The organism is Caulobacter sp. ErkDOM-E, from assembly GCF_048541895.1.
Classification (GTDB): domain Bacteria; phylum Pseudomonadota; class Alphaproteobacteria; order Caulobacterales; family Caulobacteraceae; genus Caulobacter.
In genome coordinates this window covers 1,724,115-1,750,199 of the sequence record NZ_CP183331.1, presented here as the reverse complement: position 1 = coordinate 1,750,199, position 26,085 = coordinate 1,724,115, and the positions used below count along the sequence as shown (strand labels likewise).

29 protein-coding genes, 2 tRNA genes and 2 pseudogenes are annotated in these 26,085 nt (G+C 65.6%); 5 read left to right on the top strand and 28 right to left on the bottom strand.

The genetic code is table 11. From position 1 onward, the window contains the following. Nucleotides 1–16 precede the first annotated feature (16 nt). From rplE to ACN2C7_RS08500, 15 genes and pseudogenes are all read right to left on the bottom strand, one after another. Nucleotides 17–574 carry a 50S ribosomal protein L5 gene (gene rplE, locus ACN2C7_RS08570; protein ID WP_062145545.1) on the bottom strand — a complete coding sequence of 186 codons (558 nt, stop codon included), beginning with the start codon at nucleotides 572–574 and terminating at the stop codon, nucleotides 17–19. After that, nucleotides 567–881, bottom strand: coding sequence for a 50S ribosomal protein L24 (rplX, locus tag ACN2C7_RS08565; protein ID WP_419321087.1), 315 nt, complete (start codon nucleotides 879–881; stop codon nucleotides 567–569). Before rplX ends, rplE begins: the two co-directional genes overlap by 8 nt. Next, the gene (gene rplN, locus ACN2C7_RS08560; RefSeq protein ID WP_035049365.1) at nucleotides 881–1,249 is read right to left on the bottom strand and encodes a 50S ribosomal protein L14; all 369 of its coding nucleotides are present in this window, start codon (nucleotides 1,247–1,249) and stop codon (nucleotides 881–883) included. Before rplN ends, rplX begins: the two co-directional genes overlap by 1 nt. An 18-nt stretch (nucleotides 1,250–1,267) precedes the next feature. Next, a complete protein-coding gene (rpsQ, locus tag ACN2C7_RS08555) occupies nucleotides 1,268–1,507 on the bottom strand; it encodes a 30S ribosomal protein S17 (protein ID WP_062145542.1) in 240 nt (79 codons plus the stop codon). 10 nt (nucleotides 1,508–1,517) lie between these two features. Next, entirely contained in the window at nucleotides 1,518–1,712 is a 195-nt protein-coding gene (gene rpmC, locus ACN2C7_RS08550) for a 50S ribosomal protein L29 (RefSeq protein WP_035049361.1), read from the bottom strand. Beyond that, nucleotides 1,709–2,149 carry a 50S ribosomal protein L16 gene (rplP, locus tag ACN2C7_RS08545; protein WP_419251728.1) on the bottom strand — a complete coding sequence of 147 codons (441 nt, stop codon included), beginning with the start codon at nucleotides 2,147–2,149 and terminating at the stop codon, nucleotides 1,709–1,711. Before rplP ends, rpmC begins: the two co-directional genes overlap by 4 nt. A gap of 12 nt (nucleotides 2,150–2,161) precedes the next feature. Further along, complete coding sequence (gene rpsC / locus ACN2C7_RS08540) at nucleotides 2,162–2,911, bottom strand: 30S ribosomal protein S3 (protein WP_419251729.1); 750 nt, start codon at nucleotides 2,909–2,911, stop codon at nucleotides 2,162–2,164. Then, nucleotides 2,911–3,291, bottom strand: coding sequence for a 50S ribosomal protein L22 (rplV, locus tag ACN2C7_RS08535; RefSeq protein ID WP_035049356.1), 381 nt, complete (start codon nucleotides 3,289–3,291; stop codon nucleotides 2,911–2,913). The genes rpsC and rplV overlap by 1 nt, the downstream gene beginning before the upstream one ends. A gap of 3 nt (nucleotides 3,292–3,294) precedes the next feature. After that, nucleotides 3,295–3,573, bottom strand: a complete 279-nt coding sequence (gene rpsS / locus ACN2C7_RS08530) for a 30S ribosomal protein S19 (protein WP_419251730.1) — start codon at nucleotides 3,571–3,573, stop codon at nucleotides 3,295–3,297. A gap of 3 nt (nucleotides 3,574–3,576) precedes the next feature. Then, complete coding sequence (gene rplB / locus ACN2C7_RS08525) at nucleotides 3,577–4,416, bottom strand: 50S ribosomal protein L2 (RefSeq protein WP_419251731.1); 840 nt, start codon at nucleotides 4,414–4,416, stop codon at nucleotides 3,577–3,579. 4 nt (nucleotides 4,417–4,420) lie between these two features. Continuing rightward, a complete protein-coding gene (locus ACN2C7_RS08520; RefSeq protein WP_419251732.1) occupies nucleotides 4,421–4,717 on the bottom strand; it encodes a 50S ribosomal protein L23 in 297 nt (98 codons plus the stop codon). Then, nucleotides 4,717–5,355, bottom strand: a complete 639-nt coding sequence (gene rplD, locus ACN2C7_RS08515; RefSeq protein WP_419321086.1) for a 50S ribosomal protein L4 — start codon at nucleotides 5,353–5,355, stop codon at nucleotides 4,717–4,719. The genes ACN2C7_RS08520 and rplD overlap by 1 nt, the downstream gene beginning before the upstream one ends. Next, on the bottom strand, nucleotides 5,355–6,125 hold the full coding sequence (gene rplC / locus ACN2C7_RS08510; RefSeq protein ID WP_419251734.1) for a 50S ribosomal protein L3: 771 nt from the start codon (nucleotides 6,123–6,125) through the stop codon (nucleotides 5,355–5,357). Before rplC ends, rplD begins: the two co-directional genes overlap by 1 nt. A gap of 15 nt (nucleotides 6,126–6,140) precedes the next feature. Beyond that, the gene (rpsJ, locus tag ACN2C7_RS08505; RefSeq protein WP_004616952.1) at nucleotides 6,141–6,449 is read right to left on the bottom strand and encodes a 30S ribosomal protein S10; all 309 of its coding nucleotides are present in this window, start codon (nucleotides 6,447–6,449) and stop codon (nucleotides 6,141–6,143) included. Nucleotides 6,450–6,462: 13 nt separating this feature from the next. Then, a pseudogene (locus ACN2C7_RS08500) lies at nucleotides 6,463–6,664 on the bottom strand (hypothetical protein). Between the two features lie 382 nt (nucleotides 6,665–7,046). Here ACN2C7_RS08500 and ACN2C7_RS08495 point away from each other — a divergent pair. Then, nucleotides 7,047–7,805 (top strand): hypothetical protein, encoded by a 759-nt coding sequence (locus ACN2C7_RS08495; protein ID WP_419321084.1) that lies wholly within the window; start codon nucleotides 7,047–7,049, stop codon nucleotides 7,803–7,805. Nucleotides 7,806–7,893: 88 nt separating this feature from the next. Here ACN2C7_RS08495 and ACN2C7_RS08490 read toward each other — a convergent pair whose 3' ends face one another. From ACN2C7_RS08490 to ACN2C7_RS08450, 9 genes are all read right to left on the bottom strand, one after another. Continuing rightward, nucleotides 7,894–8,733, bottom strand: coding sequence for a GIN domain-containing protein (locus tag ACN2C7_RS08490; protein ID WP_419321082.1), 840 nt, complete (start codon nucleotides 8,731–8,733; stop codon nucleotides 7,894–7,896). A 105-nt stretch (nucleotides 8,734–8,838) separates the two neighbouring features. Then, nucleotides 8,839–9,753: a transcriptional regulator gene (locus ACN2C7_RS08485; RefSeq protein WP_419321081.1), complete on the bottom strand. Its 915-nt coding sequence runs from the start codon at nucleotides 9,751–9,753 to the stop codon at nucleotides 8,839–8,841. A 10-nt stretch (nucleotides 9,754–9,763) separates the two neighbouring features. After that, nucleotides 9,764–10,912, bottom strand: a complete 1,149-nt coding sequence (locus ACN2C7_RS08480) for a GNAT family N-acetyltransferase (protein ID WP_419321079.1) — start codon at nucleotides 10,910–10,912, stop codon at nucleotides 9,764–9,766. Between the two features lie 54 nt (nucleotides 10,913–10,966). Next, nucleotides 10,967–13,261 (bottom strand): FdhF/YdeP family oxidoreductase, encoded by a 2,295-nt coding sequence (locus ACN2C7_RS08475; RefSeq protein WP_419321077.1) that lies wholly within the window; start codon nucleotides 13,259–13,261, stop codon nucleotides 10,967–10,969. Then, nucleotides 13,261–14,076, bottom strand: a complete 816-nt coding sequence (gene fdhD / locus ACN2C7_RS08470) for a formate dehydrogenase accessory sulfurtransferase FdhD (protein ID WP_419321075.1) — start codon at nucleotides 14,074–14,076, stop codon at nucleotides 13,261–13,263. Before fdhD ends, ACN2C7_RS08475 begins: the two co-directional genes overlap by 1 nt. Before the next feature lie 1,191 nt (nucleotides 14,077–15,267). Next, complete coding sequence (locus tag ACN2C7_RS08465) at nucleotides 15,268–17,274, bottom strand: DUF3857 domain-containing protein (RefSeq protein ID WP_419321073.1); 2,007 nt, start codon at nucleotides 17,272–17,274, stop codon at nucleotides 15,268–15,270. 170 nt (nucleotides 17,275–17,444) lie between these two features. Further along, nucleotides 17,445–18,635 (bottom strand): elongation factor Tu, encoded by a 1,191-nt coding sequence (gene tuf / locus ACN2C7_RS08460; protein ID WP_419319979.1) that lies wholly within the window; start codon nucleotides 18,633–18,635, stop codon nucleotides 17,445–17,447. Between the two features lie 53 nt (nucleotides 18,636–18,688). Further along, a tRNA-Gly gene (locus ACN2C7_RS08455) sits at nucleotides 18,689–18,762 on the bottom strand. A 93-nt stretch (nucleotides 18,763–18,855) separates the two neighbouring features. Continuing rightward, nucleotides 18,856–18,941 (bottom strand) — tRNA-Tyr (locus ACN2C7_RS08450). 170 nt (nucleotides 18,942–19,111) lie between these two features. On the opposite strand from ACN2C7_RS08450, the pseudogene rlmB reads away from it, so the two are divergent. The 3 genes and pseudogenes from rlmB to ACN2C7_RS08435 all read left to right on the top strand — a co-directional run bounded on the left by rlmB (nucleotide 19,112) and on the right by ACN2C7_RS08435 (nucleotide 22,669). Then, nucleotides 19,112–19,949: pseudogene (rlmB, locus tag ACN2C7_RS08445) on the top strand (23S rRNA (guanosine(2251)-2'-O)-methyltransferase RlmB). A 108-nt stretch (nucleotides 19,950–20,057) separates the two neighbouring features. Then, the gene (locus ACN2C7_RS08440) at nucleotides 20,058–21,884 is read left to right on the top strand and encodes a stalk-specific protein X (protein WP_419321072.1); all 1,827 of its coding nucleotides are present in this window, start codon (nucleotides 20,058–20,060) and stop codon (nucleotides 21,882–21,884) included. Nucleotides 21,885–21,925: 41 nt separating this feature from the next. Continuing rightward, nucleotides 21,926–22,669 carry a TerC family protein gene (locus ACN2C7_RS08435; protein ID WP_419321070.1) on the top strand — a complete coding sequence of 248 codons (744 nt, stop codon included), beginning with the start codon at nucleotides 21,926–21,928 and terminating at the stop codon, nucleotides 22,667–22,669. A 2-nt stretch (nucleotides 22,670–22,671) separates the two neighbouring features. Here ACN2C7_RS08435 and ACN2C7_RS08430 read toward each other — a convergent pair whose 3' ends face one another. Genes ACN2C7_RS08430 through ACN2C7_RS08420 form a run of 3 tightly spaced genes read right to left on the bottom strand, consistent with a single transcriptional unit; the run spans nucleotide 22,672 to nucleotide 25,213 of the window. Continuing rightward, complete coding sequence (locus tag ACN2C7_RS08430; protein WP_419321069.1) at nucleotides 22,672–23,103, bottom strand: hypothetical protein; 432 nt, start codon at nucleotides 23,101–23,103, stop codon at nucleotides 22,672–22,674. After that, complete coding sequence (locus ACN2C7_RS08425) at nucleotides 23,100–24,110, bottom strand: phosphotransferase family protein (protein ID WP_419321068.1); 1,011 nt, start codon at nucleotides 24,108–24,110, stop codon at nucleotides 23,100–23,102. Before ACN2C7_RS08425 ends, ACN2C7_RS08430 begins: the two co-directional genes overlap by 4 nt. Continuing rightward, the gene (locus ACN2C7_RS08420; RefSeq protein WP_419321066.1) at nucleotides 24,107–25,213 is read right to left on the bottom strand and encodes a hypothetical protein; all 1,107 of its coding nucleotides are present in this window, start codon (nucleotides 25,211–25,213) and stop codon (nucleotides 24,107–24,109) included. Before ACN2C7_RS08420 ends, ACN2C7_RS08425 begins: the two co-directional genes overlap by 4 nt. A 110-nt stretch (nucleotides 25,214–25,323) precedes the next feature. Between ACN2C7_RS08420 and ACN2C7_RS08415 the strand changes: the two genes are divergently transcribed. Continuing rightward, entirely contained in the window at nucleotides 25,324–25,698 is a 375-nt protein-coding gene (locus ACN2C7_RS08415) for a DUF423 domain-containing protein (protein WP_419321065.1), read from the top strand. Between the two features lie 7 nt (nucleotides 25,699–25,705). On the opposite strand, the gene ACN2C7_RS08410 is transcribed toward ACN2C7_RS08415, so the two are convergent. Continuing rightward, nucleotides 25,706–26,080, bottom strand: coding sequence for a response regulator (locus ACN2C7_RS08410; protein WP_419321063.1), 375 nt, complete (start codon nucleotides 26,078–26,080; stop codon nucleotides 25,706–25,708). Nucleotides 26,081–26,085: the final 5 nt, after the last annotated feature.

Below are 26,085 nucleotides of genomic sequence, written 5' to 3'. Positions count from 1 at the left end.
GTTTCCCTGCCCGCTCTTAATTCGTGAACGGGAACTGGAATTCCTTCAGGAGCGCCTTGGCTTCCTGATCGGACTTCGCAGTGGTGCAGACGATGATGTCCATGCCCCAGATCTGTTCGATCTGGTCATAGTTGATTTCCGGGAACACCAGGTGCTCTTTCAGACCCATGGCATAGTTGCCACGGCCGTCGAAGCTCTTGCCGTTCAGGCCGCGGAAGTCCTTCACGCGCGGCAGCGCGATCGTGACCAGGCGGTCGAGGAACTCGTACATCCGGTCCTTGCGGAGCGTCACCTTGGCGCCGACGATCATGCCTTCGCGCAGCTTGAAGCCGGCGATCGACTTGCGGGCCTTGGTGGCGACGGGCTTTTGACCAGCGATCAGGGTGAGATCCTTGATGGCCGTTTGGGCCTTCTTGGAGTCCGCGACAGCTTCGCCGATACCCATGTTCAGGACGATCTTGTCCAGCTTGGGGATCTGCATTTCGTTCGTGTAGCCGAACTGTTCCTTCATCGCGGCGCGGATGCGCGCGCGATATTCGGACTTCAGCCGCGGCTCGTAAGCTTGATCAACCATTGATCACCTCGCCCGTGGTCTTGGCCACGCGCACCTTCTTGTCGCCTTCGATCTTGAAGCCGACGCGGGTGGGCTTGCCGTTGGAATCCACGATGGCGACGTTCGAGACGTGCAGCGCGGCTTCCTTGCTCTTGATGCCGCCTTGCGGGTCGGCCTGGGTCGCCTTGGTGTGACGTTGAACGAGGTTCACGCCTTCCACGATGACGCGGTTTTCCTTCGGACGAACTTCAGACACCGAGCCTTGCTTGCCCTTGTCCTTGCCCGCCAGGACGACAACGCGGTCGCCCTTCTTGATCTTGGCAGCCATTACAGCACCTCGGGCGCGAGGGAGATGATCTTCATGTGGTTCTTGGCGCGCAGTTCACGAGGAACCGGGCCGAAGATCCGCGTGCCGACCGGCTCGCTCGCTTTGTTGACGATGACCGCAGCATTCTTGTCGAAGCGGATCAGCGAACCGTCCTTGCGCTTCATGCCTTGGTTGACACGAACGACGACGGCGCGAAGCACGTCACCCTTCTTCACGCGGCCGCGAGGAATGGCTTCCTTCACGGACACGACGATCACGTCACCGACGCTGGCGTAGCGACGACCTGCGCCACCCAGCACCTTGATGCACATGACCCGGCGAGCGCCGGAGTTGTCGGCGACTTCCAGGTTAGTTTGCATCTGGATCATGGTTTAAACCTTCCAGACTTAAGCCGAGACCTTGGGAAGGACTTCCCAGGTCTTCAGCTTGGACTTCGGAGCGCACTCGACGATCTTGATGGATTCGCCGGTCTTGTACGCGTTGGACTCGTCATGAGCGTGGTACCGCTTGGAGCGGCGCACGATCTTCTTGAGCAGCGGGTGAACGATGGTCCGTTCAACCTTAACCACTACGGTCTTGTCGCCCTTATCGGAGACGACAACCCCTTCGAGGATACGCTTGGGCATATCGTTCTCCTTAAGCCGCGGCCTTGGCGCGCAGCACGGTCTTGATGCGGGCAATATCCTTACGGATCTCACCAACGCGGTGGGTCTTTTCCACCTGACCGGTCGCGGCCTGGAAGCGCAGGTTGAACTGCTCCTTCTTGAGGCTGAGCAGCTGCTCGGCGAGTTGGTCGGGCGTCATACCCCGGATGTCAGCAATCTTGGTCATGCCGCTTCGGCCTCCAGAGCCGCACCTGCGTCGATGCGGGTGACGACACGGGTACGGATCGGCAGCTTGGCCGCGCCGAGGCGCAGAGCTTCGCGAGCGACATCGTCCGGCACGCCGTCGATTTCGAACATGATCCGGCCCGGCGCGACGCGCGCGGCCCAGTGATCCACGGCGCCCTTGCCCTTACCCATCCGGACTTCGGCCGGCTTGCCGGTGACCGGCACGTCGGGGAAGATGCGGATCCACACGCGACCTTGGCGCTTCATCTGGCGAGTGATCGCCCGACGAGCCGCTTCGATCTGGCGAGCGGTGATGCGTTCCGGCTCAACGGCCTTGAGGCCGTAGGAGCCGAAGTTCAGCAGGGTGCCGCCCTTGGAGACGCCATGAATGCGCCCCTTGAACTGCTTGCGGTACTTGGTTTTTTTCGGTGACAGCATAGCGCTCTATCCTTAGCCCCGATCGCGACGGCCGCGGTCGCCCCGGTCGGGACGATCGCCGCGCTCGCGCCCACCACCTTCGCCGGCAGGGCCGGACTCGGTGGCGAGACGCTTGTCGAGCGCCATCGGGTCATGCTCCAGCACTTCGCCTTTGAAGATCCAGGTCTTCACGCCGATGATGCCGTAGGTGGTCTTGGCTTCCGCGAAACCGTAGTCGATGTCAGCGCGCAGGGTGTGGAGCGGCACGCGACCTTCGCGATACCATTCCATCCGCGCGATTTCAGCGCCGCCGAGGCGGCCCGACACGTTGATGCGAATGCCCTTGGCGCCAAGACGGACGGCCGATTGGATCGACCGCTTCATGGCGCGACGGAAGGCAATCCGGCGCTCGAGCTGCTGGGCGATGGACTCGGCCACCAGCTGGGCGTCGGTTTCAGGCTTACGGATTTCGACGATGTTCAGGTGAACCTCGCCTTCCGTCATGATCGACAGGTCCTTGCGGAGCTTGTCGATGTCAGCGCCCTTCTTGCCGATGATGACGCCCGGACGGGCGGCATAGATCGTGACGCGGCACTTCTTGTGCGGACGCTCGATGATGATGCGCGAGACGCCAGCCAGATAGAGCCGCTTCTTGAGCATCTTACGGACAGCGATGTCCTGATGCAGAAGCTTGCCGTACTGGGCGCCGTCGGCGAACCAACGGCTGTCCCAGGTGCGGTTAATGCCGAGCCGAAGCCCGACCGGATTGACTTTCTGACCCATTAGGCGGCCTCACCCAGTTCGCGGACCACGATGGTGATCTCGGAGAACGGCTTTTCAACGCGCGTCGCACGGCCGCGGGCGCGGGGCGAGAAGCGCTTCATCACCAGGTTCTTGCCCACATAGGCCTCGGACACGACCAGCGAGTCGATGTCGAGGTTGTGGTTGTTCTCGGCATTGGAGATGGCCGAGTACAGCGCCTTGCGGACGTCCTGGGCGATGCGCTTGTGGCTGAATTCGAGCTCGTTCAGAGCGCGCTGGACGTTCAGGCCACGGATGGACTGAGCGACCAGGTTCAGCTTACGAGCGCTGGTGCGCAAGGTGCGAACCTTACACATCGCTTCGTTGGCCGGCAGGCGGCGAGGTTGTTTAGCTTGGCTCATGGCCTACTTCCTCTTCGCCTTCTTGTCGGCAGCATGGCCGGGGAAGTTGCGGGTCGGAGCGAACTCGCCGAACTTCATACCAACCATGTCTTCCGACACGATAACGGGGACGTGCTTGAGACCGTTGTGGACGCCGAAGGTCAGGCCGACAAACTGCGGCATGATCGTCGAACGACGCGACCAGGTCTTGATGACATCCTTGCGGCCCGACGACAGTGATGCGTCGGCCTTCTTCAGGAGGTACCCGTCAACAAACGGGCCTTTCCAGACGGAGCGTGTCATGGCTTAGCGGCCCTTTTTCGCTTTGTGGCGCGAACGGATGATGAACTTATCCGTGGCCTTGTTGACGCGGGTCTTGGCGCCCTTGGTCGGCTTGCCGGCCGGGGTCACCGGGTTACGACCGCCCGAGGTCCGGCCTTCACCACCACCGTGGGGGTGGTCGACCGGGTTCATGGCGACGCCGCGAACGTGAGGGCGGAAACCCATGTGACGAACACGACCGGCCTTGCCGAGGTTTTGGTTCATGTGGTCGGGATTGGAGACTGCGCCAACCGTGGCCAGGCAGGTGTCGAGGACCATGCGCAGCTCGCCCGAGTTCAGGCGGATCTGGGCATAACCGGCGTCACGACCGACCAGCTGGGCGTAAGCGCCAGCCGAACGAGCGATCTGACCACCCTTGGCGGGCTTCAGCTCGACATTGTGGATGATCGTGCCGATTGGCATGGTCCGCAGCGGCGAGGTGTTGCCCGGCTTCACGTCGACCTTGTCGGCGGTGACGACTTCGTCACCAACCTTGAGGCGCTGCGGGGCCAGGATGTAGGCGAGCTCGCCATCGGTCTGATACTTGATCAGGGCGATGAACGCGGTGCGGTTGGGGTCGTATTCAATACGAACAACCGAAGCCACGCCTTGCTTGCGACGCTTGAAGTCGACCAGGCGATACAGGCGCTTGGCGCCGCCGCCGCGGAAGCGGACAGCGATACGGCCATTGCCGCCGCGACCGCCCGACTTGGTCAGGCCTTCAACGAGCTTCTTCTCGGGACGACCCTTGTAGAGCTCGCTGCGGTCGATCAGGACCAGGCCGCGTTGGCCTGGGCTGGTCGGGTTAAAGTGCTTCAAGGCCATCTGACTAGAGCCCCGTCGTGATGTCGATCGACTGGCCTTCGGCCAGGGTCACGATGGCTTTTTTGACATCGGAACGACGTCCGATGATGCCGCGGAAGCGCTTGGTCTTGCCCTTGGTGACCATGGTGTTGACCTTGGTGACCTTGACCTTGAACAGTTCTTCGACTGCGGCGGCGATTTCGTCCTTGGACGCATCGGCGGACACCCGGAAGACAACCTTGTTCTGCTCGGAAAGCAGGGTGGCCTTTTCGGTGATCACCGGCGACAGGATCGTGTCGTAGTGGCGGGCGGTTGCGGCCATTACGCGGCTTCCTTCTCAGCGAAACGCGCCGAGATCGCATCCACCGCGTCCTTGGTCAGGACCAGGGTGTGGCGACGCAGCACGTCATAGACGTTCAGGCCGGCGTTCGGCAGCACGTCGATGTTCGGAATGTTGCGGGCGGCGAGCTTAAAGTTGCCGTCCACTTCCGGACCCGCGATGACCAGAGCATTCTTCAGACCCATCTTGTCGAAGGTGGCGCGCAGGGCGGCCGTCTTCGGATCGGTCAGAGCAACGTTGTCCAGCACGATGAGCGAGCCGGCCTTGGCCTTCGACGAGAGAGCGTGACGCAGAGCCATCGCACGGATCTTCTTGGGAAGATCGAACGCGTGGCTGCGGACGACAGGGCCGTGAGCCTTGGCGCCGCCGACGAACTGAGCCGCACGGCGCGAACCGTGACGAGCGCCGCCGGTGCCCTTTTGCTTGTACATCTTCTTGCCCGTGCGAGAGACCTCGTTACGGACCTGAATCTTGTGGTTGCCGGAGCGGCGCTTGGCCAGCTGCCAGGTGACGACGCGCTGCAGGATGTCGCCGCGGATGTCGGCGATGCCAAAGATGGCGTCGTCGAGATCAACGGAGCCGGCCTTGCCGCCGTCCAGTTTGATGACGTCGAGTTTCATTAGCCTTCGCCCTCTTCGGTCGATGCCGCGGGGGCTTCCTCAGCGGGGGTTTCAGCAGCGGCGGTCGCCGGAGCCTGACCAGCCTTGCGGAAGGCACCCGGACGCGGCAGGTCGGCCGGAGGGGCCTTCTTGATCGCGTCGCGAACCTTCACGTAGCTGCCTTCGTGGCCGGGGACAGCGCCCTTGACCAGGATCAGGCCGCGCTCGACATCGACTTTCCAGACGGTGACGTTCAGCGTGGTGACAGTTTCCTGACCCAGGTGACCGGCCATCTTCTTGCCCTTGAACGTCCGACCCGGATCCTGGCGTTGACCAGTCGAGCCGTGCGAACGGTGCGAGACCGAGACGCCGTGGGTTGCGCGCAGACCACCGAAGTTCCAGCGCTTCATGGCGCCGGCAAAACCCTTACCGACGGTGACGCCCTGGATGTCGACCTTCTGGCCGGCAACGTAGTGGTCGGCGGTGATTTCCGCGCCCACTTCGATCAGAGCGGCTTCTTCGACGCGGAACTCGGCGACAACCCGCTTGGGTTCAACCGAGGCCTTGGCGAAGTGGCCACGCATGCCGTTGGGGGTGTTCTTCGGCTTCTTGGCACCAGCGCCGAGTTGGAGGGCGGTATAACCGTCCTTCTCCTGGGTGCGTTGAGCGGTGACCTGGCAGCCATCCAGAGACAGGACGGTGACCGGGATGTGCTGTCCGGTTTCATCGAAGAAGCGGGTCATGCCGAGCTTCTTGGCGATCACGCCAGTACGATTTGCGGGGAGAGTCATAAGATTCGGCCCTCCTTACAGCTTGATTTCGACGTCAACGCCGGCCGACAGGTCGAGCTTCATCAGCGCGTCCACGGTCTGCGGAGTCGGGTCAACGATATCGAGAACGCGCTTGTGCGTACGGATCTCGAACTGTTCGCGCGACTTCTTGTCGACGTGCGGCGAACGGTTGACGGTGAATTTCTCGATAAGCGTGGGCAGGGGGATCGGGCCCCGTACCGTCGCACCAGTGCGCTTGGCCGTATTGACGATCTCGCGCGTGGAATGATCCAGCACGCGGTGATCGAAGGCCTTGAGCCGGATGCGGATGTTCTGACGATCCATATCGCTCGGTTTCCTAGTGGGCTGCGCCCGCGTCTCGAACCATTTCAAAGACCAACTCGAACCCTCGGGAGAGTTCGAACGCAGCGTCCGCAAAACAAATGGCCCTCACGGTTGCCCGTGGGGGTTATGTCCAGATATTGCGCCCCTTCTCGAAAGAAGGTTGGCGGCGCTATGTCCGGGCGTCTCGCGAACCGCGTTTGAGCCCTAGAGCTCACAGCCGGTCCAACAGAGGCGCGCTTGTACGTTCCGAATCCGGTTTCGTCAAGCGCTCCGCTTGCCTTGTCGCGCCAGAAACTGAGGCGACTCGGCGAGCCGCTTCTGGATAGGCGCCTGGGCCCGTCTCCGCAACCCCTCATCTGTCATGGGATTGTCGAATAACACCGTGACATGGGTAAGAACGTGCGTGTGCACCCGCGTAGGTCTCGATATCGATCTTTCAAGTGTCATAAATGCGCATCAAAATACCCTGAAGCGCGGCCATTGCCCTTGTGGCGCCCGGCAACGCGCCATAGATGCCGCCCCTCCCCGGCGGACTGGTGGCCCCTCCCCCTAATGACCGCCAGCGCCGGGGCTACTCAAGCAAGGGGATTACCCACTATGAAGACCCAACTTTTCGCCGCCGCCGCCGTGCTGGCTTTCGCCGTCTCCGCTCCCGCCTTCGCCCAGCAAGTCGGTTCGGTCGGCGCCGCCGTGAACTACACCGACGTCGACACCCGCACGTTCGGCGCTGACGGCACGTCGGTGCAGATCGACGGCTCCGTCGCCGTTCCGGTCGGCGCGGCCTGGACTGTCACCGTCAATGGCGACGTGTCCGTCTCGGACAACGACATCAGCGACGAAACCGTCGCTTCGGGCGCCGTCCACCTGACCACCAAGATCGGCGACACCTGGCGCGTCGGCGGCTTCACCGCCCTGTCGCGTCCCAGCAACGACACCCTGTGGGCCGTCGGCGCCGAAGCCCACAAGTACCTGGGCAATGTCACGCTGTCGGGCCTGGCGGCCTATGGCCAGTCCAACGATCTGGACGCCGACCTGTACGCCGTGCGCGGTGAAGCCCGCTACTTCGTGACCGACGACTTCCGTCTCGACGGCGGCCTGGGCTATTCGAAGCTCGACACCCTGGTGGAAGCCGAGGCGTGGGACGCCAGCCTGGGCGGCGAATACAAGTTCGCCAACACCGGCTGGTCGACCTTCGGCAAGTACACCCACACCGAAAGCGAAGACCTGGCCGACCTGAAGTCGGACGCGGTCAAGATCGGCGTGCGCTACACCTTCGGCGGCAGCCTGAAGGCCCGCGACGCGGCCGGCGCCGACCTGATCGACGCTGGCACGCTGTTCGGCTTCGGCGTCCGCTAAACGCGGCGAGCCTGAAAAGCGGAAGGCCCCGGGACATCCGTCCCGGGGCCTTCACTCTCTATATATATGTGTGATCGTCGAACGCGGCTCAGTGGCCGATATAGACGTCACCCGAGCCGGCCACCGACTTGCTGACATTGCCGGTCGCCTTGGCGATGCGCACGTCGCCAGAGCCGGCCACCGAGACCTCGACGTCACCGACTTCGCCGTCATGGGTCACGTCGCCAGAGCCCATGATGCTGACCTCGATCGACCTGGCGCGACCGCCGGCGATCGCCACGTCGCCCGAACCGGCGATGTTGACCTCGACCTTGCCGCCGACACTCGCCGCCCCGGCGTCGCCCGAACCGGCGATCGAGACCGTGAAGTCGCCCGCAACCTCCTGGGTCCTCACGCTGCCGGAGCCGGCGATGCTGATCTCGGCCGAACCCGCCGCGCCGACATTGGTGTCGCCTGAGCCCGCCTGGCTGACTTCCAGCTGACCTTTTACGTTGGCGACGGTCCAGTCACCGCAGCCGGCATTGGCCAGTTCCAGGCTGTCGCTGCGGCCGATGCTGCCGAACACGGCGCCAGCCCCGGACACATCGACCCGCATCGGCGTGCGAATGACGATCTGCGGGATATCCTCCCACTTCACTTCACCGACGCCGCGCACCTTGATCGTGGTCTGGCCCATCTTGGTGTTGCAGCCATGGATCTTGTTCATGCGCAAATTGCCGTCGACGATGGTGTCCGGGCCATCCCGCCGGATGCTCAAGGGCAGGCTCTTGTTGGTGGTGAGGAACTCCACCTTGATGTCGTTACGAGCTTCTGGGATCACCACGACGCGGGCGACCGCATCCTTGATCCGGACCGAAGGCGCAGCGGAGGCGACGCCAGCGAAACCCAAGGCGGCCGCGCCGGCGGCCAGAACGAGAAGTGCGCGCATCGAGATATTTCCCCTGTCGGATGGCGTTGATGAGGGAAAGCTAGCGGCGCCCGCCGGGCGAGACGACTTAATTCGCGGTCATGACCGCGATGTCACAAATCGGCCTCAAGGTCGCGCTTCAGACGGAGCGTCCGTTCCCAGCTCGAAACTGCGCTCGAAACCCTTGATCCGGTCCTCGACCAGACGCGCGCGTTTCAGGCCCAGAGACGCCGCCCACAGGCCGGCCCGCGCCACAGCCGGGGTTTTGTCCATCGCCGCCACGGGCATGCCCCAGCGCCTGAGCACGCCATTGGCATAGTGCGCGCCGTTGATCAGGCGGGACTCCCAAGTCTGATAGTCCACCGACAATGAGACATTGAACGTCCCGAGGTTCTCGATGCGGTGCGGCGCATGCAGCGGCCAGGCGGCGGCCAGGCCGGGCTCCAGGTCGAAGACCTGAGCGGCGGCGTCCATCTCCCGGCGGTAGGGCAGGTCCTCGGTCTGCTGCTTGAGCAGGATGTTCTCCATGCCCTTCTGAGGCATGTGAGTCTCGTCGGGCGGATAGATCCAGATCCGCTTGCGGCCCCGCAGGTGGAACAGCACCACCCCGGGCGCATCTGCGTGAAACGGCACCTTGGCGCCCGGCGCCGACAGGATCAGCTGGCCATTCAGCTGGATCGGCTTGAAGCCCTGCGCCTGACCCGCAATCCCGGCAAACGCCGCCTCGATCAGCGGGCCCAGTTGCGGATACCAGGCCTCGGCCCGGCGCAGCTGCACCCAGATGCGGCCTTCCTTGACGCCCTCCAGCACCTCCTGGCCGGAGCGCCGCCCCCGCGCGCCGGTGCGCATGGTGTGCTGGCCGTCGGCGTCGAAGTCGAACAGGTTGATGTCGTAGAGCTCGGCCGGATAGGCGTCGAGCACCCGCGCCAGGGTCTCGTCCTCGAACAGACGCGACTCCAGAAGCCTGTGCTGAAAGGTGATGGGCGTCTTGCCGAAGGCGTTCTTTTGCTCGGGCGACCAGGCGGCGATCAGATCGGACATCGAAAACTCCCTAGTCGGCCAAGAGCGTGAGACTGAGACCAAGGCCGACCCCAAGGCCGACGCCCGCCCCGACGCGCGGATGACGACGGGTCATGGCCGTGACAAAGGACGAAGCGCCCCGCACCTGCCCCACCAGCCCGGGCTCGCAGGCCATGATCCCGTCAAAGCGGCGCGACAGACGGGTCAGACCCGGAAGGCCTTGGCGTCCGATAGCCTGGGGACGGGTATGGATCATGCCTTCGAACACCGGCTCGGCCGGCTCGGCGAAGTCGCGCTTGTAGGCCTCGCCGCCAGGCCCGAAATCAACCCGGGCGATCCCCTGCTCCGCAGCCGCGCGCAGGGTCTCCAGGGTCATCAGGCTGCCCGGCGAGTAGCGCGCATAGGCCGTATCGTAGGTCGGAAACCACAGGTGATGGCGATCGCCGCTGGTCAGGCCCAGCTCGGCCGCGACGATCGCGTCGCCGGCCCGCAGAACCGCCAGCTTCAGGCCAAAGTCGGCTTCCCCAGACTCGGCCAGGCGGTGCAGCAGGGCGCTGGTCCAGCCGCAGGCGAAGATGTCGTACTGGTGGGTCCGACGAAGCTGCTGGCGCTTGCCGGCGATGATCCGGTCCAGCATCGCGGCGGTGGGCGCATCGAAACTGAAACGCACGGGCCCGTGGTCACGCTCGAGCGCCCGCAGCCGGCGGCGCTTGTCCTTGAGGAATCCCGCGCTGCGTCCGGCCTCATAGGCCGGAAAACCGGCAGAGACGTCGGCGGCCATGGCGTTGCGCACCGAAAGCCCGCGCCCCTCGTTCGTTCCCGGAGCGATCAAGCCGCCAAAGCGCGCACGCTGGGCGCCGAGCTTTTTGAGGATATCGGTCAGGTCCAGGCGGGTGTCGGCGGATGCGACCAGGCCATGACTGTCGCTCATCGGCGCGGCCAGGGGCTGGATCAGGGCGCCGCGCCGCTGGAACGGCAGGAAGCCCTCGATCTCGTCGCCCCGCCGGATCACCGCAATGGCCGCGCCGGGCGCGATCTGGCCGGCGACGTCGAGGTAGCGAAGGTCGAAATAGGGGCTGCCCAGCAAGGGGTTGGCCCGACGCAGGGCGTTCCACCGGGCGCGTTCTGGCGCGCCCAGCTCTGACACCTTGACCGCCTCCACGGAAATCCCGTCGTGCAAAGCCCGCTCCCCGAAAGTTGCGGGAGGTTACAGCGACCTTTCCTAACAATCGCTTTAGTTGAGCGACTCGTCCCCACAGGCCGCGCTGAGACGCACGGGAACCGACTTGTAGGCCGGCGTGCCGCTGCGGGTGTCGCGATCGTCCAGATCGACCAGGATATTGGTCTCGGGATAGTAGGCGGCCAGGCATCCGCGTGGGATGTCGCGCGCCACCAGGGTGAAGCCGCGCACCACCCGCTGGCCGCCGGCGTCGAAGGCGGCGGCCAGGTCGATGCGATCACCGGACGACAAGCCGCGCGCGGCGATATCGTCGGGATTGGCGAACACCACGTCGCGCCGGCCGAACACCCCGCGATAACGGTCGTCCAGGCCATAGATGGTGGTGTTGTACTGGTCGTGGCTGCGCAGGGTGGTCAGGATCATCACGTCGGGATCGCCCTGACGCGGATCGCCGGCCTTGGGCGCGTGCGCCATGAAATTGGCCTTGCCCGAGGCGGTCTTCCAGACCCGATCCGACGGCGGCACCGGCAGGCGGAAGCCGCCGGGAACGCGGATGCGCTCATTATAGTTGTCAAAGGCGCCCGGAAACACGCGGGCGATCAGGTCGCGGATGCGGTCGTAGTCAGCGACCAGCCCCGACCAGTCGACGGCGTCATCCTGGCCCAGCACCGCCCGGGCGATGCCGGCGACAATGGCCGGCTCCGACTTCAGCTGCTCCGAAGCCGGCGGGTTCAGCCCCCGGGAGGCATGGACCATCGACATCGAGTCCTCGACCGTCACCGCCTGGCGGCCGCTGGCTTGGATGTCGATCTCGGTGCGGCCCAGGCACGGCAGCAGCAGGCTCTCCTGGCCGACCAGCAGATGGGTTCGGTTGGGCTTGGTGGCGATGTGGACGGCGAAGTCCAGCCGGCGCATGGCGGCGAAGGTGCGGATCGGATCGGGCGCGGCCACGGCGAAATTGCCGCCCAGGCCCAGGAACACTGTCGCCTCGCCCCGCTCCATCGCCTCGATGGCCTCGACCACCGTGTGGCCATGCTCGCGCGGCGGCTCGAAGTCGAACACGTCGCGCAGGGAATCGAGCAGGGCGGCCCCCGGCTTCTCGGCCACCCCGACAGTGCGCGCGCCCTGCACATTGGAGTGGCCCCGCAGCGGACAGATCCCCGCCCCCGGCCGGCCGATATTGCCCTTCAGCAGCAGCAGATTGACCAGCTGCTGCACCGTGCCCGACGAGTCCCGATGCTGGGTCAGGCCCATGCCGTAGCAGAGGATGGTCGCCTTTGACCGCGCATAGACGCCGGCGGCCTCCTCGATCTGGGCGCGCGACAGGCCGGAACCCGCTTCGATCTCCTCCCAGGTCAGGACGTCCAGCGCCTCGACCAGCGCCTCGAAGCCGGCGGTGTGCTCGGAGATGAAGTCGCGATCGACGGCCTGCAGGGCCAGCACCGCCTTCATCATGCCCTGCACCGCCAGGGCGTCGCCGCCGATGGTCAGCTGGTAATAGGCCGAAGCGATCGGCGTCGAAGACAGGGTCGCCATCTCCATCGCGTCCTGCGGCGAGGCGAACTTTTCCAGTGATCGTTCACGCAGCGGATTGAAGGCCAGGATCGCTGCGCCGCGCTTGGACGCCTCGCGCAGGGTTCCCATCATCCGGGGATGGTTGGTGCCGGGGTTGTGGCCAAAGCACAGGATCAGGTCGGCGTGGTCGAAATCCTCCAGCGTCACCGAACCCTTGCCCATGCCGATCGAGTCCGGCAGGCCCACGCTGGTCGGCTCGTGGCACATGTTGGAGCAGTCGGGGAAATTGTTGGTCCCGAACCGGCGGCCCAGCAGCTGATACAGGAACGCCGCCTCGTTCGAGGCCCGGCCCGAGGCGTAGAACTCGGCCTGGTCCGGATGGTCCAGCGCCCGCAGCGCCGCCCCGGTTCGCGCGAAGGCCTCGTCCCAGCCGATCGCCAGATAGCGGTCGCTGGCGGCGTCATAGGCCATGGGCTCGGTCAGCCGGCCCAGATCCTCGATGGCGTGATCGCTCCAGGTCAGCAGCTCGCTCACCGTGTGGCGTTCGAACGCCTCGGGCGAAGCGCGCTTGCTGGTCGCCTCCCAGGCCACGGCCTTGGCGCCGTTTTCGCAGAACTCGAACGAGCTGGTGTGCTTGGGATCAGGCCAGGCGCAGCCGGGGCAGTCGAAGCCCTCGGGCTGGTTGGCCGACAGCAGGGTGCGCCCGCCCTCGATCACCGTCTCCTGATCGGAAAGGGCCCCAGCAACAGCCTTCAATGCGCCCCAGCCGCCGGCCGGGCTGTCATAGGCGCGAACGCCCGGGATCTTGCTGGAGGGGATCTTCGGATCGGCCATCAGGCGATCTCCATCGCGGTTTCGACCAGCCGATCAGCGCGGGTAAACACCGTGTGGCCGTCAGACCTGGCCAGAGCCACCAGGGTCAGGCCCGCCTCCTCCGCCTTGCGGATGGCCAGATCGGTGGGCGCCGACACCGCCACCAGGATCGGGCAGCCGATACGGACGGTCTTCTCGATCATCTCGAACGAGCAGCGGCTGGTCACCAGCACAAAGCCTGCGTCGGCGTCGAGACCGCTGGCGGCCATCGCCCCGGCCAGCTTGTCCAGGGCGTTGTGACGGCCGACGTCCTCACGCGACAGCAGGATGCGCCCTTCAACATCGGCGAAGGCGGCGGCGTGGGTCGCCCGCGTCAGCCGGCCCAGGGTCTGGGTTTCGGCCAGGGCGTCGAGCGCCCGCTGGATCGCCGAATGCGCCACCGCCCGGCCCTCACCGACCCGCGGCAGGGGGCGCACGGCGTCGGCCAGACGCTGCACGCCACACAGCCCGCAGCTGGACCGCCCCTCAAGCGTGCGGGGCCTGGCCTTGCGGGGGGCAGCTGCCGAGGCAAGCCGTACGTCGGCCATCAGGCCCAGTTCCGCCTGCGTGACTTCGATGGCCAGGATGTCGCCCGCGCCGGCTATGGCTTCGGTCAGGGTGAAGCCCCGCGCCAGATCCTCGATATCGGCCGGCGTCGCCATCAGCACCGTGTGGGGGCGGCCGTTGAACGACAGCCCCACCGCGACCTCGTCGGGCACGGCGCGCTCAATCGGCTGGATCGGGGCGCCGGCGCGCCACTGGGCGGCGGCGCGATGGGTGACGGAAGGCATCGGCATGGTCGCCAGCCTATCGCGCCGCGCGGCTCTCCGTCACGACAAATGCTGATCCTGGAATCTGCCGCTAAAGCGAGACCGCACGGGTTCGCAGCCTCGCCGGTCTGACCGGCAAGTTGGGGAGGCGGCGGAGCGTCCGGGCCAGGCCCGGAGGAGTGTGTAGAGGAGTACCGTTTCGGCCGTGGCCGGAGCGCTCCGCGCGGCTGTTATCCGATGAGCCCTCGGGGCGCGGGGTTTTAACCCGCTCCCGAAAGAGGCCCCAGGCGGGCGGAGGGGAAGCGACCCCTCCGGACCGCGCGGGCGATTTCAGCCCGCGCCTGGAGCGCCCATGCAGGCGTCGCCAAAGGGCGTTCCCGGTGGTCCGGATCCGGCTTCATCACGTTCGGCCCCCGCAAGGACCGATCCGCTCCACCAGACCCCACCGGGCCTTCGACGACGACTGACGGGCGCGACCCGCACAACCGCCCCCGCCACCCGTCAGGTCGCCAGCTGGACGGCCTCCCCAGTGGTGGGACGAGGATGATTATGCGGCCGTTTCGCAGGGGGCTGCGTCGATTTCCCATCGTCACGCTGGGTGCCGGGCGCTAGGGCGTTGATTTTGCTGGGGTCGGGGCGGGGCTATCCCCGTGCGGGCACGGGGATAGAGGTCCGGCGTCTTCTCCCTTCCCCCTTTGATGGGGGAAGGGTCGGGGATGGGGGTGACAGAGGTTCAGGATGGGGCGCGGCCGGCGTGACATCGTCCAGCGGGGTCACCCCCATCCCTGCCCTTCCCCCATCAAAGGGGGAAGGGTTGTGCTTTGGCTTCGAAAGTCATGGCCAGCCCCGCCCCCGCGTCCACCAAACCCCGTCATACCGGGGCTTTGTCCCCGGGACCCATGGTTCAGCCGCCCCGCCCCCGATCACCCCGCACCGCCCGTGCGGCGGACGGATGGGTCCCGGGGACAAGTCCCGGGATGACGGAGATTGCAGGTTCTGAGCGCGAAGCCGCCGCCCCTCGCGCAGAGCCATCCTTAAATCTCACGGCGAGACCATCGCACCAACCTGGAGGTCGGGATTCCTGTGACCGAGCGCTCTACCCCGTCCTGCCGGTGCGAGCCTCGGTGACGCTGGGCGAGCGAACGGACACGGCGCTCGGCTTTATTGAGTGCACTGTCATCGTAACTGCAGACCCAGCAGGTCGGGCCAATTCTAAACTCAGCTAGGCAGGTTACCCAATACAGCGCCCATGAGGATGATGAAGATCCAAATTCCGAGGAAGATCAGCCGCCTGTCCACACCCGCGACTGTGGGTTGGGTCGGTGTTTGACTATCGGTGAGGATAAGCGCCGAGGATTTCAGCGCCCCTTCCCGCAGATCGAAAAACAAATCGGCTTCGTTCGCATCAAGGTGGCGGCGCGACACCGTCACACCCCGCAAAAGCCGAAAGGATCGGTCTCCGGACACCGCTTCGAACTTCGAGCTGGCGCGAACGCCCTTCATCTCGAAGACATCCGACCAACCCTCAACCGAAAACGCCTTCGGTGTCCTGATCAATGTCTCGACCGAGACTGCGCGCGGCGCGCCTACTTCGATAGGGTACTTTCGATCACTAGACCGCTGGGTGGTGAGGTGCGGCGCGAAAAGATCGTCTAGCGTGGTGAACCGAAACTTCGTTCCTTCGAGCACTTCCCAGGCACGGGCCAAAGTGTAGTGCTCAGTGATCTTCAGAACATTCGCCTCAAGGTCGTCGACGGTCTCCATCGGCGAGACATCACTGACCCGACCGTAGGACCGCTCATAGTATTCCCGATAGCTTTGCGCGAGCGCAGCGGGGCCCTCGCTATCGAGACGCCGTCGCATGTCGTCGGCGCGCCAGCCGCGATAGGTAGCCTCAACCCCCAACTCGCTTTCGCCATCGGGCGCAGGCCCCAAATCGAACGACTCCTTCACGTCGCATGCGGGCGTCGGCGGATCATCACCCATGGATTGAAGACCCGTCTCTGACGTCAGCGGCAACGCCCAGCCATAGCGGGGCTGCGAAAGCACGCTCAGCCTGCCGCCCTGTGGATAGCGGGTGGGCTCAAGCCAGTAGAAGACGCCATCCACGCGAGCGCGGACGATGCAGTGATTGAACGCCCAAACGTTAGGCGCATCCTCATCCAAGGCAGGCCCCTTTACGGTGTGGACCAGAGCGGGGTCAGCCTCGATACCCAGTCGCCTCAACAAAGCGACTAGCAGGCGTGAGGAGTCCTTGCAGTCTCCTGCCCGGGTCGCCCAGATACGATCTATGGTGCGCGGCACGAAGCCGCCGTCACCCAGGTTCACAGCGTGATAGCGCAGGACACGCTGTACAAGACGCAGCGCCTCGACCGCACGGACGGCCGGATCGGCGGACAGTGCCTCAATGCGGACAGCTTCGGCTTCAAGGTCATCAGGTAGGGTCGGAAGAGAGGCGTAGCCTTCGGTAAAAACGGCGGCCACCTCTTTCCAAGACAAGGCATCAGTGATCCTCAGTGAGGGTTGGATGCGCGCCCAGCCTGGGACATCTACTTCTGATCTGAAGGGCGGCGTATCAAGCGAGATCCAGACGCGCTCAACGCCGCCATCAGACAGAATACGCTTTTGTTCCACCGGCGGATTTTGCCAAGCCCTCGTAACGATCTGGCGCTCGGGATCGGTGACAACGCGAACCTTGGTCTCACCAACCCAGCATCCCCATTGGAAACAAACCTCGCAGGCAAAGAGACCCTTCAGCGCGGGGTGCGGTCCGCACTGGGTGTATGCGTAATCGACGATGTCGCCGATGCGCAGGTCGGGCACCACGACGTGGGCAGTCAGACGCCCGTCGTACATAGCCCGCTCTAGGTCCCGCTCGCGGCGGAAGACGTTGATCAGAGCTGGAACATCCAATTCACGAACGACACCACCGCGGACGACATGGATGTGGTGAATGTCGATCCTCTCGTAGGACGGGTCAAAATCGATGCTTATCTGCGCTGTCGGCTGCAGGCCGTCGGAACTGACGACCTCGGTTATCACGCGGGTCATCCAGCCGTGGCGGCCAGCCCTGAGGTCGATCTGGTTGTCCGAAAGCCAGAACCTTCGCCCTCCATCAACGCTCCCGTCCGGCGCAACCGGCGGCCGCGCGAACGCCGCTACCTCGACCCAATCACCAATCGGCCCAAAACCAACTGGTCCTGGCCCTTCGATTTCACCAAACACCGACGCCCCCAGATACAATTCAACCGTGCTTCAATCACAGCCTCTGATAGCAGCATGCCAAGGTGCAGCTTACAACTGGTGCTGCTGCGACAGCCCCCCAAAGCAAAAGGCCCCGGCGTTTCCGCCGGGGCCTTCGCTTTTAGATCAGCTTGTCGCTGAAGATCGGTCGACTACTCGACGATCTTGGCAACCACGCCGGCGCCGACGGTACGGCCGCCTTCGCGAATGGCGAAGCGCAGGCCCTGGTCCATGGCGATCGGGGTGATCAGCTCGACGTCCAGCTCGGCGTTGTCGCCCGGCATGATCATTTCCACGCCTTCGCGCAGCTTGATGATCCCGGTGACGTCCGTCGTGCGGAAGTAGAACTGCGGGCGATAGTTGGTGAAGAACGGGGTGTGACGGCCGCCTTCTTCCTTGTTGAGGATATAGGCCTCAGCAACGAACTTGGTGTGCGGGGTGATCGAACCGGGCTTGCACAGCACTTGGCCGCGCTCGACGTCTTCGCGCTTGGTGCCGCGCAGCAGAACGCCGACGTTGTCGCCAGCTTGACCCTGGTCCAGCAGCTTGCGGAACATTTCGACGCCCGTGCAGGTCGTCTTCTGAACCGGACGGATGCCGACGATTTCGACTTCTTCGCCGACCTTGACGATACCCTTTTCGATACGACCCGTGACCACGGTGCCGCGGCCCGAGATCGAGAACACGTCTTCGACCGGCATCAGGAACGGCAGGTCCAGCGGACGCGCCGGCTGCGGGATGTAGTCGTCAACCGTCTGCATCAGCGCCAGGATCGACTCTTCGCCGATCTTGGGGTTGCCACCGTCGATGGCGACCTTGGCCGAGCCCTTGGTGATCGGAATGTCGTCGCCCGGGAAGTCATACGACGAAAGCAGCTCGCGCACTTCCATCTCGACCAGCTCGAGCAGCTCTTCGTCGTCGACCAGGTCGACCTTGTTCATGTAGACGACCAGGGCGGGCACGCCGACCTGACGGGCCAGCAGGATGTGCTCGCGGGTCTGGGGCATCGGGCCGTCGGCGGCCGAAACCACCAGGATCGCGCCGTCCATCTGCGCGGCGCCGGTGATCATGTTCTTCACATAGTCGGCGTGGCCGGGGCAGTCGACGTGGGCGTAGTGACGGTTGGCCGTCTCATATTCCACGTGGGCGGTGTTGATCGTGATGCCGCGGGCCTTTTCTTCGGGCGCAGCGTCGATGTCGGCGTAGTTCATCGCCTTGCCGCCGCCGGTCTTGGCCAGCGTGATGGTGATCGCAGCCGTCAGCGTCGTCTTGCCATGGTCAACGTGACCGATGGTGCCGATGTTGCAGTGCGGCTTGTTACGTTCGAACTTTTCCTTGGCCATGGTCTCTACCTTGCGCGCCGGCGGCTATGAGTGTGGGTCGTTATATAGGGAGCTGGAGCGGGTAGCGGGAATCGAACCCGCATCCTCAGCTTGGAAGGCTGCTGCACTACCACTGTGCTATACCCGCCCATACACCCCATCGGGCTAGCGGGGTCGCGGTCGGCTCCCGGGCTCTGGCTTTGGCGTCCATCTCGATCGCCATGAGGACGTTCAACGCGCGTGGTGGGGGAAGCAGGACTCGAACCTGCGAAGGCGTACGCCAGGGGATTTACAGTCCCCCCCCTTTGCCACTCGGGACATTCCCCCAGCGCGCGTTGAGCAACCTCAGTGCGACCCTTCCCTTTCCGGAACCAGCGGCGAACCGCTCGTCACGAAAAAGGAACAAAAGCTTCCTTGAGCTGGGTCGGACGGTGCTAAAGCAGCGCCGTCCTGGCTCGCGGAAACCCTCAGGGCCCCAAATCGGAGCGCGTCTTATAGTGTCCTCTCATTCCGAACGCAACGACCGCCGGAAGCCTTCTGCGCCAGGACGTGATTTTAGTCACAAGCCTCGGAATAAGCAGAGCTTTTCAAAGGGTGGCGAGGACGCAAAGGACTGGATCTGGGGGACTCACGCCGTAGAGGCGGCCCTGAAGAACCCCGCCAGACCCGCTCCGAAGCGCCTTCTGGTCACCCCGGATCGGGCCAAACGACTCGCGCCGGATGTGGCCAGACTCCCCTGCGTCCAGATCATGGAAGGCAAGGATATCGGCCGCGAGCTGCCGCAAGGCGCCGTGCACCAGGGCATCGCCCTGAAGATCGACGAGCCCGAACCGCTGTCGATCGCTGAGCTGGGCTCGCCCGCCCAGGGGGTGATCGTCATGCTGGACCAGATCACCGACCCACAAAACATCGGCGCCATCTTCCGCTCGGCCGCCGCTTTTGGCGTGCGGGGCGCCATTCTGCAGGACCGTCATGCGCCCGCGCTGACGGGCGTTCTGGCCAAGACGGCGGTCGGCGCCGTCGACAAGGTGCCCTATGTCCGCGTCGTCAATCTGTCACGGGCGCTCGAGGAACTGGCCGACATGGGCTGGCGCGCCATCGGCCTGGCCGGCGAGGCCGAAGAAACGCTCGATAATGTGCTCGACGGAACGCCGACCGTACTTGTTCTGGGTTCGGAGGGCGAAGGCGTACGCCGTTTGGTCGCAGAGCATTGTGATGCCATGGGAAAAATTGCCATGCCAGGGGGGTTTGAGAGCCTCAATGTGTCGGCTGCGGCGGCAATCGCGCTCTATGAGGCGTCCCGAGTTTCGCGCGGTGGATGAATTCGGTTCGTGAATCTTGCTTAACCGTTTTGATTTCGTCGCACGCTCATGCTTCTCTTACGGACTAGTGTTCCGCGAGCGCTGCTCGTCGGAAAATACTGGCATGGGATCGGGGGACCCGATGTTTGGACGTAATACGCGTTTGGCGGCTCTAAGCGCTTCGGCGCTGAGCGTCTTGGTGCTTGCCGGTTGCGGCGCTGGCGATGTGGACACCACACCGCCCTCGGCCATGGCCGGTTCGGGCGCCGAGACCTCACCTGATCTGATGGGCGCGCCGCCAGCGCCAGACGCCGCCTCGTCGCCCGACGGACTGCTGGGCGCGCCGACTGCGGCAAAGCCGCCTGTCGCCGTCACGGTCGACGCCTCGCCAAGCAAGAGTTCCACGCTGAAGACCTGGCGTCGGCCAGACGGGACCCTGGTGACGGCCATGCGGCCTATCCCCAACCCCAAGGAACGCCGCGCCGTTCGCTATGCGCCGCGCGCTTCATCCGCCCCGACCAACAGAGCCGCTGCGACGCCCGCGCCGGCCGCCAAGCCGGTCGCTCTGGTTGCGGCCAAGCCCGCGACCGTGGCCGCAGCGCCTGTTCTGAAGCCGGTCGCGCCGCTGGCCAAGGCGCCCGCCCTTCCCGCCGCCGCCCTTCCCGCCTCGGTCGCGACCAAGCCGCCGACGAAGCTCGAACAGCTTCAAGCCGCCGTCGCGCCGGAAGCCACCAAGGGCGCTGTCCTGGCTGCTGGAGACAGCCTGGGCAAGGGCGAGGCCGGGCAGGTGACCCTGTCGCTGCCCGCCACCCTGGGCGACATGATCAAGGCGCAGGCCGCCAAGCTGGGCCTGGGCAAGGCCGCGTCCAACACCAGCGCCTATGCCAAGCTCGAAGGCGAAGGCTATGAGGTCACGCCGAACGGCAAGCAGACCGCCGTCGTCAAGGCCGGCGAGCCCACCACCTTCGCCTGGCAGGTCAAGCCGGGCGCGGAGGCCAAGGGCCAGCTGAAGTCGGAATTCGGTGTCGACCTGAATGGCGCCAAGACCGCGCAGTCCTTCTCGCTCGGCGAGATCGTCAAGCGCGTCGCACCGCTGCAGGAAGAGGCCAAGAAGAAGACCGAGGGTCTGCTTTCAAAGCTGAACCTGCCGGGCCTCGAAGGCAACGTCGTGCTGCCGGGCTTGGGCCAGACCCCGACGAAATCGGTTCTGGGCGGCGCCCTGGTATTGCTGGCCGTCCTTATCCTGGCGATCATTTCGCGCAACGCCATGGCCAGCCGCAGCAAGGCCGAGCGTCGCCGGAAGTTCCGTACGCTTACCGACTATGGTCGTAACGAGATTGAGGCCGACGGCGCGCCGACCACCGCGCACGTCTCCTATGTCAATCCGATGGTCGCCGCCGCCGGCGGCGCTCTGGCCGCCACGGCCGTGAGCCACGGCCATGATGACCATGCTCATGATGCTCATGGTCATAACAGCCACGGTCACGACGACCACGGCCATGGCCATGATGATCACGGGCACGACGACCATGCCTCCGATCACGGCCATGACGCCCATGCTCACGACGCCCATGCTCCGGCCGCGCATGTCGCCCACGTAGCCGCCGCTTCGCCGGTGTCGGCGCATGAGGATCACGGTCACCACGACGACCATGGCCACGACGCTCATGCGCACGACGACCACGGCCATGGCGACCATGCCCATGATGATCACGGCCATGCGGCTGACCCGCATGCCGGGGCTCATCCCGATCCGCATGCTCCGGCCGAGCACGTCGCTCATGTGACGCCAGTGGCCGCTGCGGCGCCCGTGTCGGCTCATGACGATCATGGTCACCATGACGATCACGGGCACGACGACCATGCCGCCGATCACGGCCATGACGACCATGCGCACGACGGCCATGCCAAGACCGATCACGCCCATGATCCGCATCATGGCAAGGAACTCGAGCACGCCCACCACTAGGTCGGACTTGCAACACCGCCCGCCCTGCCGCATGAGGGGTCATGTTTGACACTCTGATTGCCCAGGCGGGCGGGCTGGACGGCCCGTTCATGGCCTTCCTGCAGGTCTTGATGATTGACCTGGTTCTGGCGGGCGACAACGCCGTCGCCGTCGGCCTCGCGGCCGGCGGTCTGGCCGTCAAGGATCGCCGCAAGGTCATCCTGTATGGCCTGGGTGCGGCGGTCGTCCTGCGGATCGGTTTCGCGCTGATCACCACCTGGTTGCTGGGCGTGATCGGCCTGCTGCTGGCCGGGGGCGTGCTGCTGCTCTGGGTCTGCTGGAAGATGTGGCGGGAACTGCGCGAGCAGGCCACCCACGATCAGGCCGACGCCGTCGCGTCGATCGACGACGACCCCACGACCGAACCGCGCGCCCGCCCGGTGAAGAGCTTCAAGCAGGCCTTCATCCAGGTGCTGATCGCCGACGTTTCGATGTCGCTGGACAACGTGCTGGCCGTGGCCGGCGCGGCGCGCGAGCACCCCGGCGTCATGGTCTTTGGCCTGTTGCTGTCGATCGTTCTGATGGGCCTGGCCGCCTCGGCCATCGCCAGCCTGCTGCACAAGCATCGCTGGATCGGCTTTGTCGGCCTGGCCATCGTGCTCTACGTGGCCGTCCACATGATCTGGCAAGGCCACCGCAGCGTGGTCATCGACCTGGGCAAGGCCGAGGCCTACAACGCCTCGGCCCCCGGGTTCATCGACATCGGCCCCGAAGAAGTGGCCGATCACATGAAGCACAAGAAGTAGATCTACCGCCCCGGCAACGGCGGCATGTCCAGCCGCCGGGCATGGGCCATGTCGCGATAGAGCCGCAGGATCGCGTGGTCGCGTGCGGTGTCGCCAGCCGCCTCGACGGCCTCGTGCAGCGCGATCAGCGCCCGCCGCAGGGTGGCGTTGGCGCGGTCCAGAGCCGCCAGGGTGAAGTCGCCGTCGGCGGCGCCCGCCGCCTCGGCGAAGGCCTCGCCATAGACCGGCGCGGCGTCCAGCAGCACCGCGCGCAGGGTGGCGTTCTCCCACACCCGCGCCGAAGGCCCGCGCTCGGCCTCCTGGGCGGCCAGTAGCGACAGCAGGGCCACGACCGCCACCTTGCCGGCCATGAACTCGCCGGCGGATTCGGGCGGCGGCGGCTCGGCGACGCAGAGGAAATTGCCAACCAGGATGTCAGGCAAACTCGGGGTCATGACAGGCCCTCCAGACGCATCAGGCCATCGGCCAGAATCTGATCGTGTCGACGCGCGGTGTACCAGCCGGAAATGGCCAGCACCGGGTCCTTGAAGCCGCCGTCGCGATATTCCCGCGCCGCCGAGGTCCAGATCGCCTGGCCCTTCACGGCGCTGAACAGCTCCCACCAAGCTAGGGCGGCCGGATCGACGGGCAGGCCGCTGGTCCGGCTCCAGATCGCCAGGGCCTCGTCGCGCGGGATCATCCCCGCCACGCGCCCCTCATCATAGTGACCCCACAGCGGATCGATCGCCCAGGCTAGGTCCTCGAGCGGATCGCCAAGATGCGCCATCTCCCAGTCGAGGATCGCCAGGATCTTGCCCTGGCCGTCATGCAGGAAATTGCCGGTGCGATAGTCGCCATGCACCACGCGCACGGCGGTGGCGGGTGGCGGTGGAGCACGCCGCAGGCGACGGATGGCGGCGCGGACGATGGGCTGCGGATGCTGCTCGTCGGCCTCGATCACGGCGGCCCAGTGATCCAAGGCCACGCGCCAGCACTCGCCGGGCTCGGGCGCAACGGCGGCCTGGGCCAGGGGCAGACCCGCCGGATCGGTCGCCGCGATGGCCCCCAGGGCCGCGAAGAACGTCTCGCCGATCACCTGGGCGTGCGGGCCATAGGGCTGGACGGTGAAGGGCGAGGCCGCCGCGCCGCCATCGACCCGGGTCATGATGAAGAACGGCCGCTCCAGCTCCGCGCCTTGCGTCTCCAGCACGATCGGCTCGGGAACGGGCGCGCGGTCATGGAACGACTGGAAGGCCAGATATTCCAGGCTGCGGTCGGTCTCGATCAGACTGGCAGGCGGATCGCGGCGCAGGATCAGGGGCCGGACAACGCCGTCGACGATCGCGTCGAAGCGATAGGTCTCGCGGCTGGCGCCGCCAGGGATGCGCGACAGGTCGCGCACGGTGGTGGGCGCGCCGAAATGGCGGGTCAGATAGGCTTCAAGCCGCTCGGCCAGGGTCATGGGGCGACATCCAGGATCGAGACGAAGCCCGAAGGCGCGTGCGGCCCAAGCGCCAGTTGCTCGAATACGCCCCGTCCAACCCGGGCGCGGCCGTCCGCGTCGGTGAAGGTGATGCGGCTCAGCGCCTGGACATGCAGATGATGCGGCATCCGGCGTTCGAGGTCGGCGGTGACGAAGTCCTCGCGCTCCACCGCCAGTTCGCCGTGATTGAGGCCGTGCCCCCAGACCGGATGGCCATAGCCCAGGCCCAGCATGAAGAACTCGGTCTGCGGCTCGATCACCGCCGTGCCGCCGTCGCCCAGATCCAGGCTCGCCGCGCGGGCATGGCGCGTTCCCGAGCGCCAGTCGATGGCGCAGACCGCCTGCTCGAACTCGCCCTCCCCGTCCTCCCGGCCACCGTCGGCCAGCCAAAGCGCCCTGCGGTTCCAGGGCCGGCCCAGCTCGTCATCATTGGTGTGGAAGAAGAGGCCCCCGTCCTCGAAATTGCACGGCGACCACAGCCAGAAGAACTGCATCGGCGAGGTTGGCGCGGCCTCCTGCGGATCACGCATGCCGACCGGGCGCACGCCCCACGACCTGTCGCGCGTGCCGACAAAGCCGTCGACGCTGGAGCGGACGCCATCGACCTCGATCCATCCGCTGTAGCGGCCGTTCTGGGTCAGGCGCGTATAGTCCATGAAGGTGCGCGGGCCGTTGCGCCGGATGAAGCGCGGCTCCTCGATCGGGAAGGCGCGGCCTTCGAAGACGATCTCGGCGCGGATGGCGTGCTCGGGCGACTCCACCGTCAGCTTCAGGCGCTGAAGCGGCTGCTGCACCTCGATGCGGATCGGGCCGACGTTCAGGTCCATCCGCTCCATGCGCAGCCAGCGGCTGGCGTGAAGATTGACCTGCCGGCCGTCCTTCATCACGCAGAAGGCGGCGTCGGCGATGTTCAGGTGCGGATAGACGCCGAACGCCGCAGCGAAGAACAGGTCGCCGCCATCGCCGTCGAGCGCGTAGCCGTTGAAGAAATAGCGATCGTAGAAGTTCCGATCGGTGCCGGCATAGGCCACCGGTTCCGGCGTCTGATGAATGGGATAGTCATCACCCCAGGTGAGCGCCATGCCGTCCTCCCAACTGCTCGCGCCGGGCCCTCTGACGGGGCGGCTTTACGGACAGGTGAACAACGTTAAGGTCGCGCCGGGCGATTGCAACAGTGACGGAGCGTAAGCCGATGGCGACCTGGACATCCCGAACCTGGACGGGCCTGGCGGCGCTGAGCGGCCTGTGCGCCGTCGCGCTGGGCGCGTTCGCCGCGCATGGCGTCGAGGCGCCCAAGCCGGCCGAATGGCTGCGCACCGGATCGCTGTACCAGATGACCCACGCCCTGGCGGTGTTCGGCGCCTTCGCCCTGGGCCGGGCCGGCGCGCGCGGCATGGGCCTGGTCGCCGGCCTGTTCCTGGCCGGGACGGTGCTGTTCTCGGGATCGCTCTACGCCATGGCCCTGGGCGGTCCGCGCTGGCTGGGGGCGGTGACGCCGCTGGGCGGCCTGGCCTTTATGGCCGGCTGGGCCGTGCTGGCCTGGCGGGCCTTCACCCTGCCCAAGTAAGCTGGGCTTAGGTCAGCAGACTGCCGACCCGCTCGACCAGCTGCGCGCCGTCGAAGGGTTTCATCACATAGCCCGCCGCCCCCAGCTGCATGGCCAGGACGATGCGGTCGAGCCGGCCATCGCCGGTCAACATCAGCACGGGAATACGGGCGGTGGCGGGGTTGTCCTTGATGGCCTTGAGCGCGTCCAGACCGCTCAGCCCCGGGATTCGCACGTCCAGCAGCACCGCGGCGGGAGCTCGCAGGGCGAGCGCCGCCGTCAGGGCGTCGGCGGTTTCGAACCCGACGACCTCGAAACCGCCCCGTGTCAGGACGATCGAGACCAGCTCAAGGATGCTGGGGTCATCGTCGGCGACATAGATCAGGGACGCGGCTTTGGACATCAGGT

Excerpts from the sequence above, each read along its gene's own strand:
- ACN2C7_RS08420 (WP_419321066.1), bottom strand. The coding sequence starts at position 25,213 with ATGGCGCTCACCTGGGGTGATGACTATCCCATTCATCAGACGCCGGAA.
- rpsS (WP_419251730.1), bottom strand. The coding sequence starts at position 3,573 with ATGACACGCTCCGTCTGGAAAGGCCCGTTTGTTGACGGGTACCTCCTG.
- ACN2C7_RS08475 (WP_419321077.1), bottom strand. The coding sequence starts at position 13,261 with ATGGCCGATCCGAAGATCCCCTCCAGCAAGATCCCGGGCGTTCGCGCC.
- rpsC (WP_419251729.1), bottom strand. The coding sequence starts at position 2,911 with ATGGGTCAGAAAGTCAATCCGGTCGGGCTTCGGCTCGGCATTAACCGC.
- rplC (WP_419251734.1), bottom strand. The coding sequence starts at position 6,125 with ATGACTCTCCCCGCAAATCGTACTGGCGTGATCGCCAAGAAGCTCGGC.
- ACN2C7_RS08415 (WP_419321065.1), top strand. The coding sequence starts at position 25,324 with ATGGCGACCTGGACATCCCGAACCTGGACGGGCCTGGCGGCGCTGAGC.
- fdhD (WP_419321075.1), bottom strand. The coding sequence starts at position 14,076 with ATGCCGATGCCTTCCGTCACCCATCGCGCCGCCGCCCAGTGGCGCGCC.
- ACN2C7_RS08490 (WP_419321082.1), bottom strand. The coding sequence starts at position 8,733 with ATGCGCGCACTTCTCGTTCTGGCCGCCGGCGCGGCCGCCTTGGGTTTC.
- rplB (WP_419251731.1), bottom strand. The coding sequence starts at position 4,416 with ATGGCCTTGAAGCACTTTAACCCGACCAGCCCAGGCCAACGCGGCCTG.
- rplV (WP_035049356.1), bottom strand. The coding sequence starts at position 3,291 with ATGAGCCAAGCTAAACAACCTCGCCGCCTGCCGGCCAACGAAGCGATG.
- rpmC (WP_035049361.1), bottom strand. The coding sequence starts at position 1,712 with ATGACCAAGATTGCTGACATCCGGGGTATGACGCCCGACCAACTCGCC.
- rplN (WP_035049365.1), bottom strand. The coding sequence starts at position 1,249 with ATGATCCAGATGCAAACTAACCTGGAAGTCGCCGACAACTCCGGCGCT.
- tuf (WP_419319979.1), bottom strand. The coding sequence starts at position 18,635 with ATGGCCAAGGAAAAGTTCGAACGTAACAAGCCGCACTGCAACATCGGC.
- ACN2C7_RS08410 (WP_419321063.1), bottom strand. The coding sequence starts at position 26,080 with ATGTCCAAAGCCGCGTCCCTGATCTATGTCGCCGACGATGACCCCAGC.
- ACN2C7_RS08520 (WP_419251732.1), bottom strand. The coding sequence starts at position 4,717 with ATGGCCGCAACCGCCCGCCACTACGACACGATCCTGTCGCCGGTGATC.
- ACN2C7_RS08425 (WP_419321068.1), bottom strand. The coding sequence starts at position 24,110 with ATGACCCTGGCCGAGCGGCTTGAAGCCTATCTGACCCGCCATTTCGGC.
- ACN2C7_RS08440 (WP_419321072.1), top strand. The coding sequence starts at position 20,058 with ATGTTTGGACGTAATACGCGTTTGGCGGCTCTAAGCGCTTCGGCGCTG.
- rplX (WP_419321087.1), bottom strand. The coding sequence starts at position 881 with ATGGCTGCCAAGATCAAGAAGGGCGACCGCGTTGTCGTCCTGGCGGGC.
- ACN2C7_RS08430 (WP_419321069.1), bottom strand. The coding sequence starts at position 23,103 with ATGACCCCGAGTTTGCCTGACATCCTGGTTGGCAATTTCCTCTGCGTC.
- rpsQ (WP_062145542.1), bottom strand. The coding sequence starts at position 1,507 with ATGCCCAAGCGTATCCTCGAAGGGGTTGTCGTCTCCGATAAGGGCGAC.
- rpsJ (WP_004616952.1), bottom strand. The coding sequence starts at position 6,449 with ATGGATCGTCAGAACATCCGCATCCGGCTCAAGGCCTTCGATCACCGC.
- rplE (WP_062145545.1), bottom strand. The coding sequence starts at position 574 with ATGGTTGATCAAGCTTACGAGCCGCGGCTGAAGTCCGAATATCGCGCG.
- ACN2C7_RS08485 (WP_419321081.1), bottom strand. The coding sequence starts at position 9,753 with ATGTCCGATCTGATCGCCGCCTGGTCGCCCGAGCAAAAGAACGCCTTC.
- rplP (WP_419251728.1), bottom strand. The coding sequence starts at position 2,149 with ATGCTGTCACCGAAAAAAACCAAGTACCGCAAGCAGTTCAAGGGGCGC.
- rplD (WP_419321086.1), bottom strand. The coding sequence starts at position 5,355 with ATGAAACTCGACGTCATCAAACTGGACGGCGGCAAGGCCGGCTCCGTT.
- ACN2C7_RS08495 (WP_419321084.1), top strand. The coding sequence starts at position 7,047 with ATGAAGACCCAACTTTTCGCCGCCGCCGCCGTGCTGGCTTTCGCCGTC.
- ACN2C7_RS08435 (WP_419321070.1), top strand. The coding sequence starts at position 21,926 with ATGTTTGACACTCTGATTGCCCAGGCGGGCGGGCTGGACGGCCCGTTC.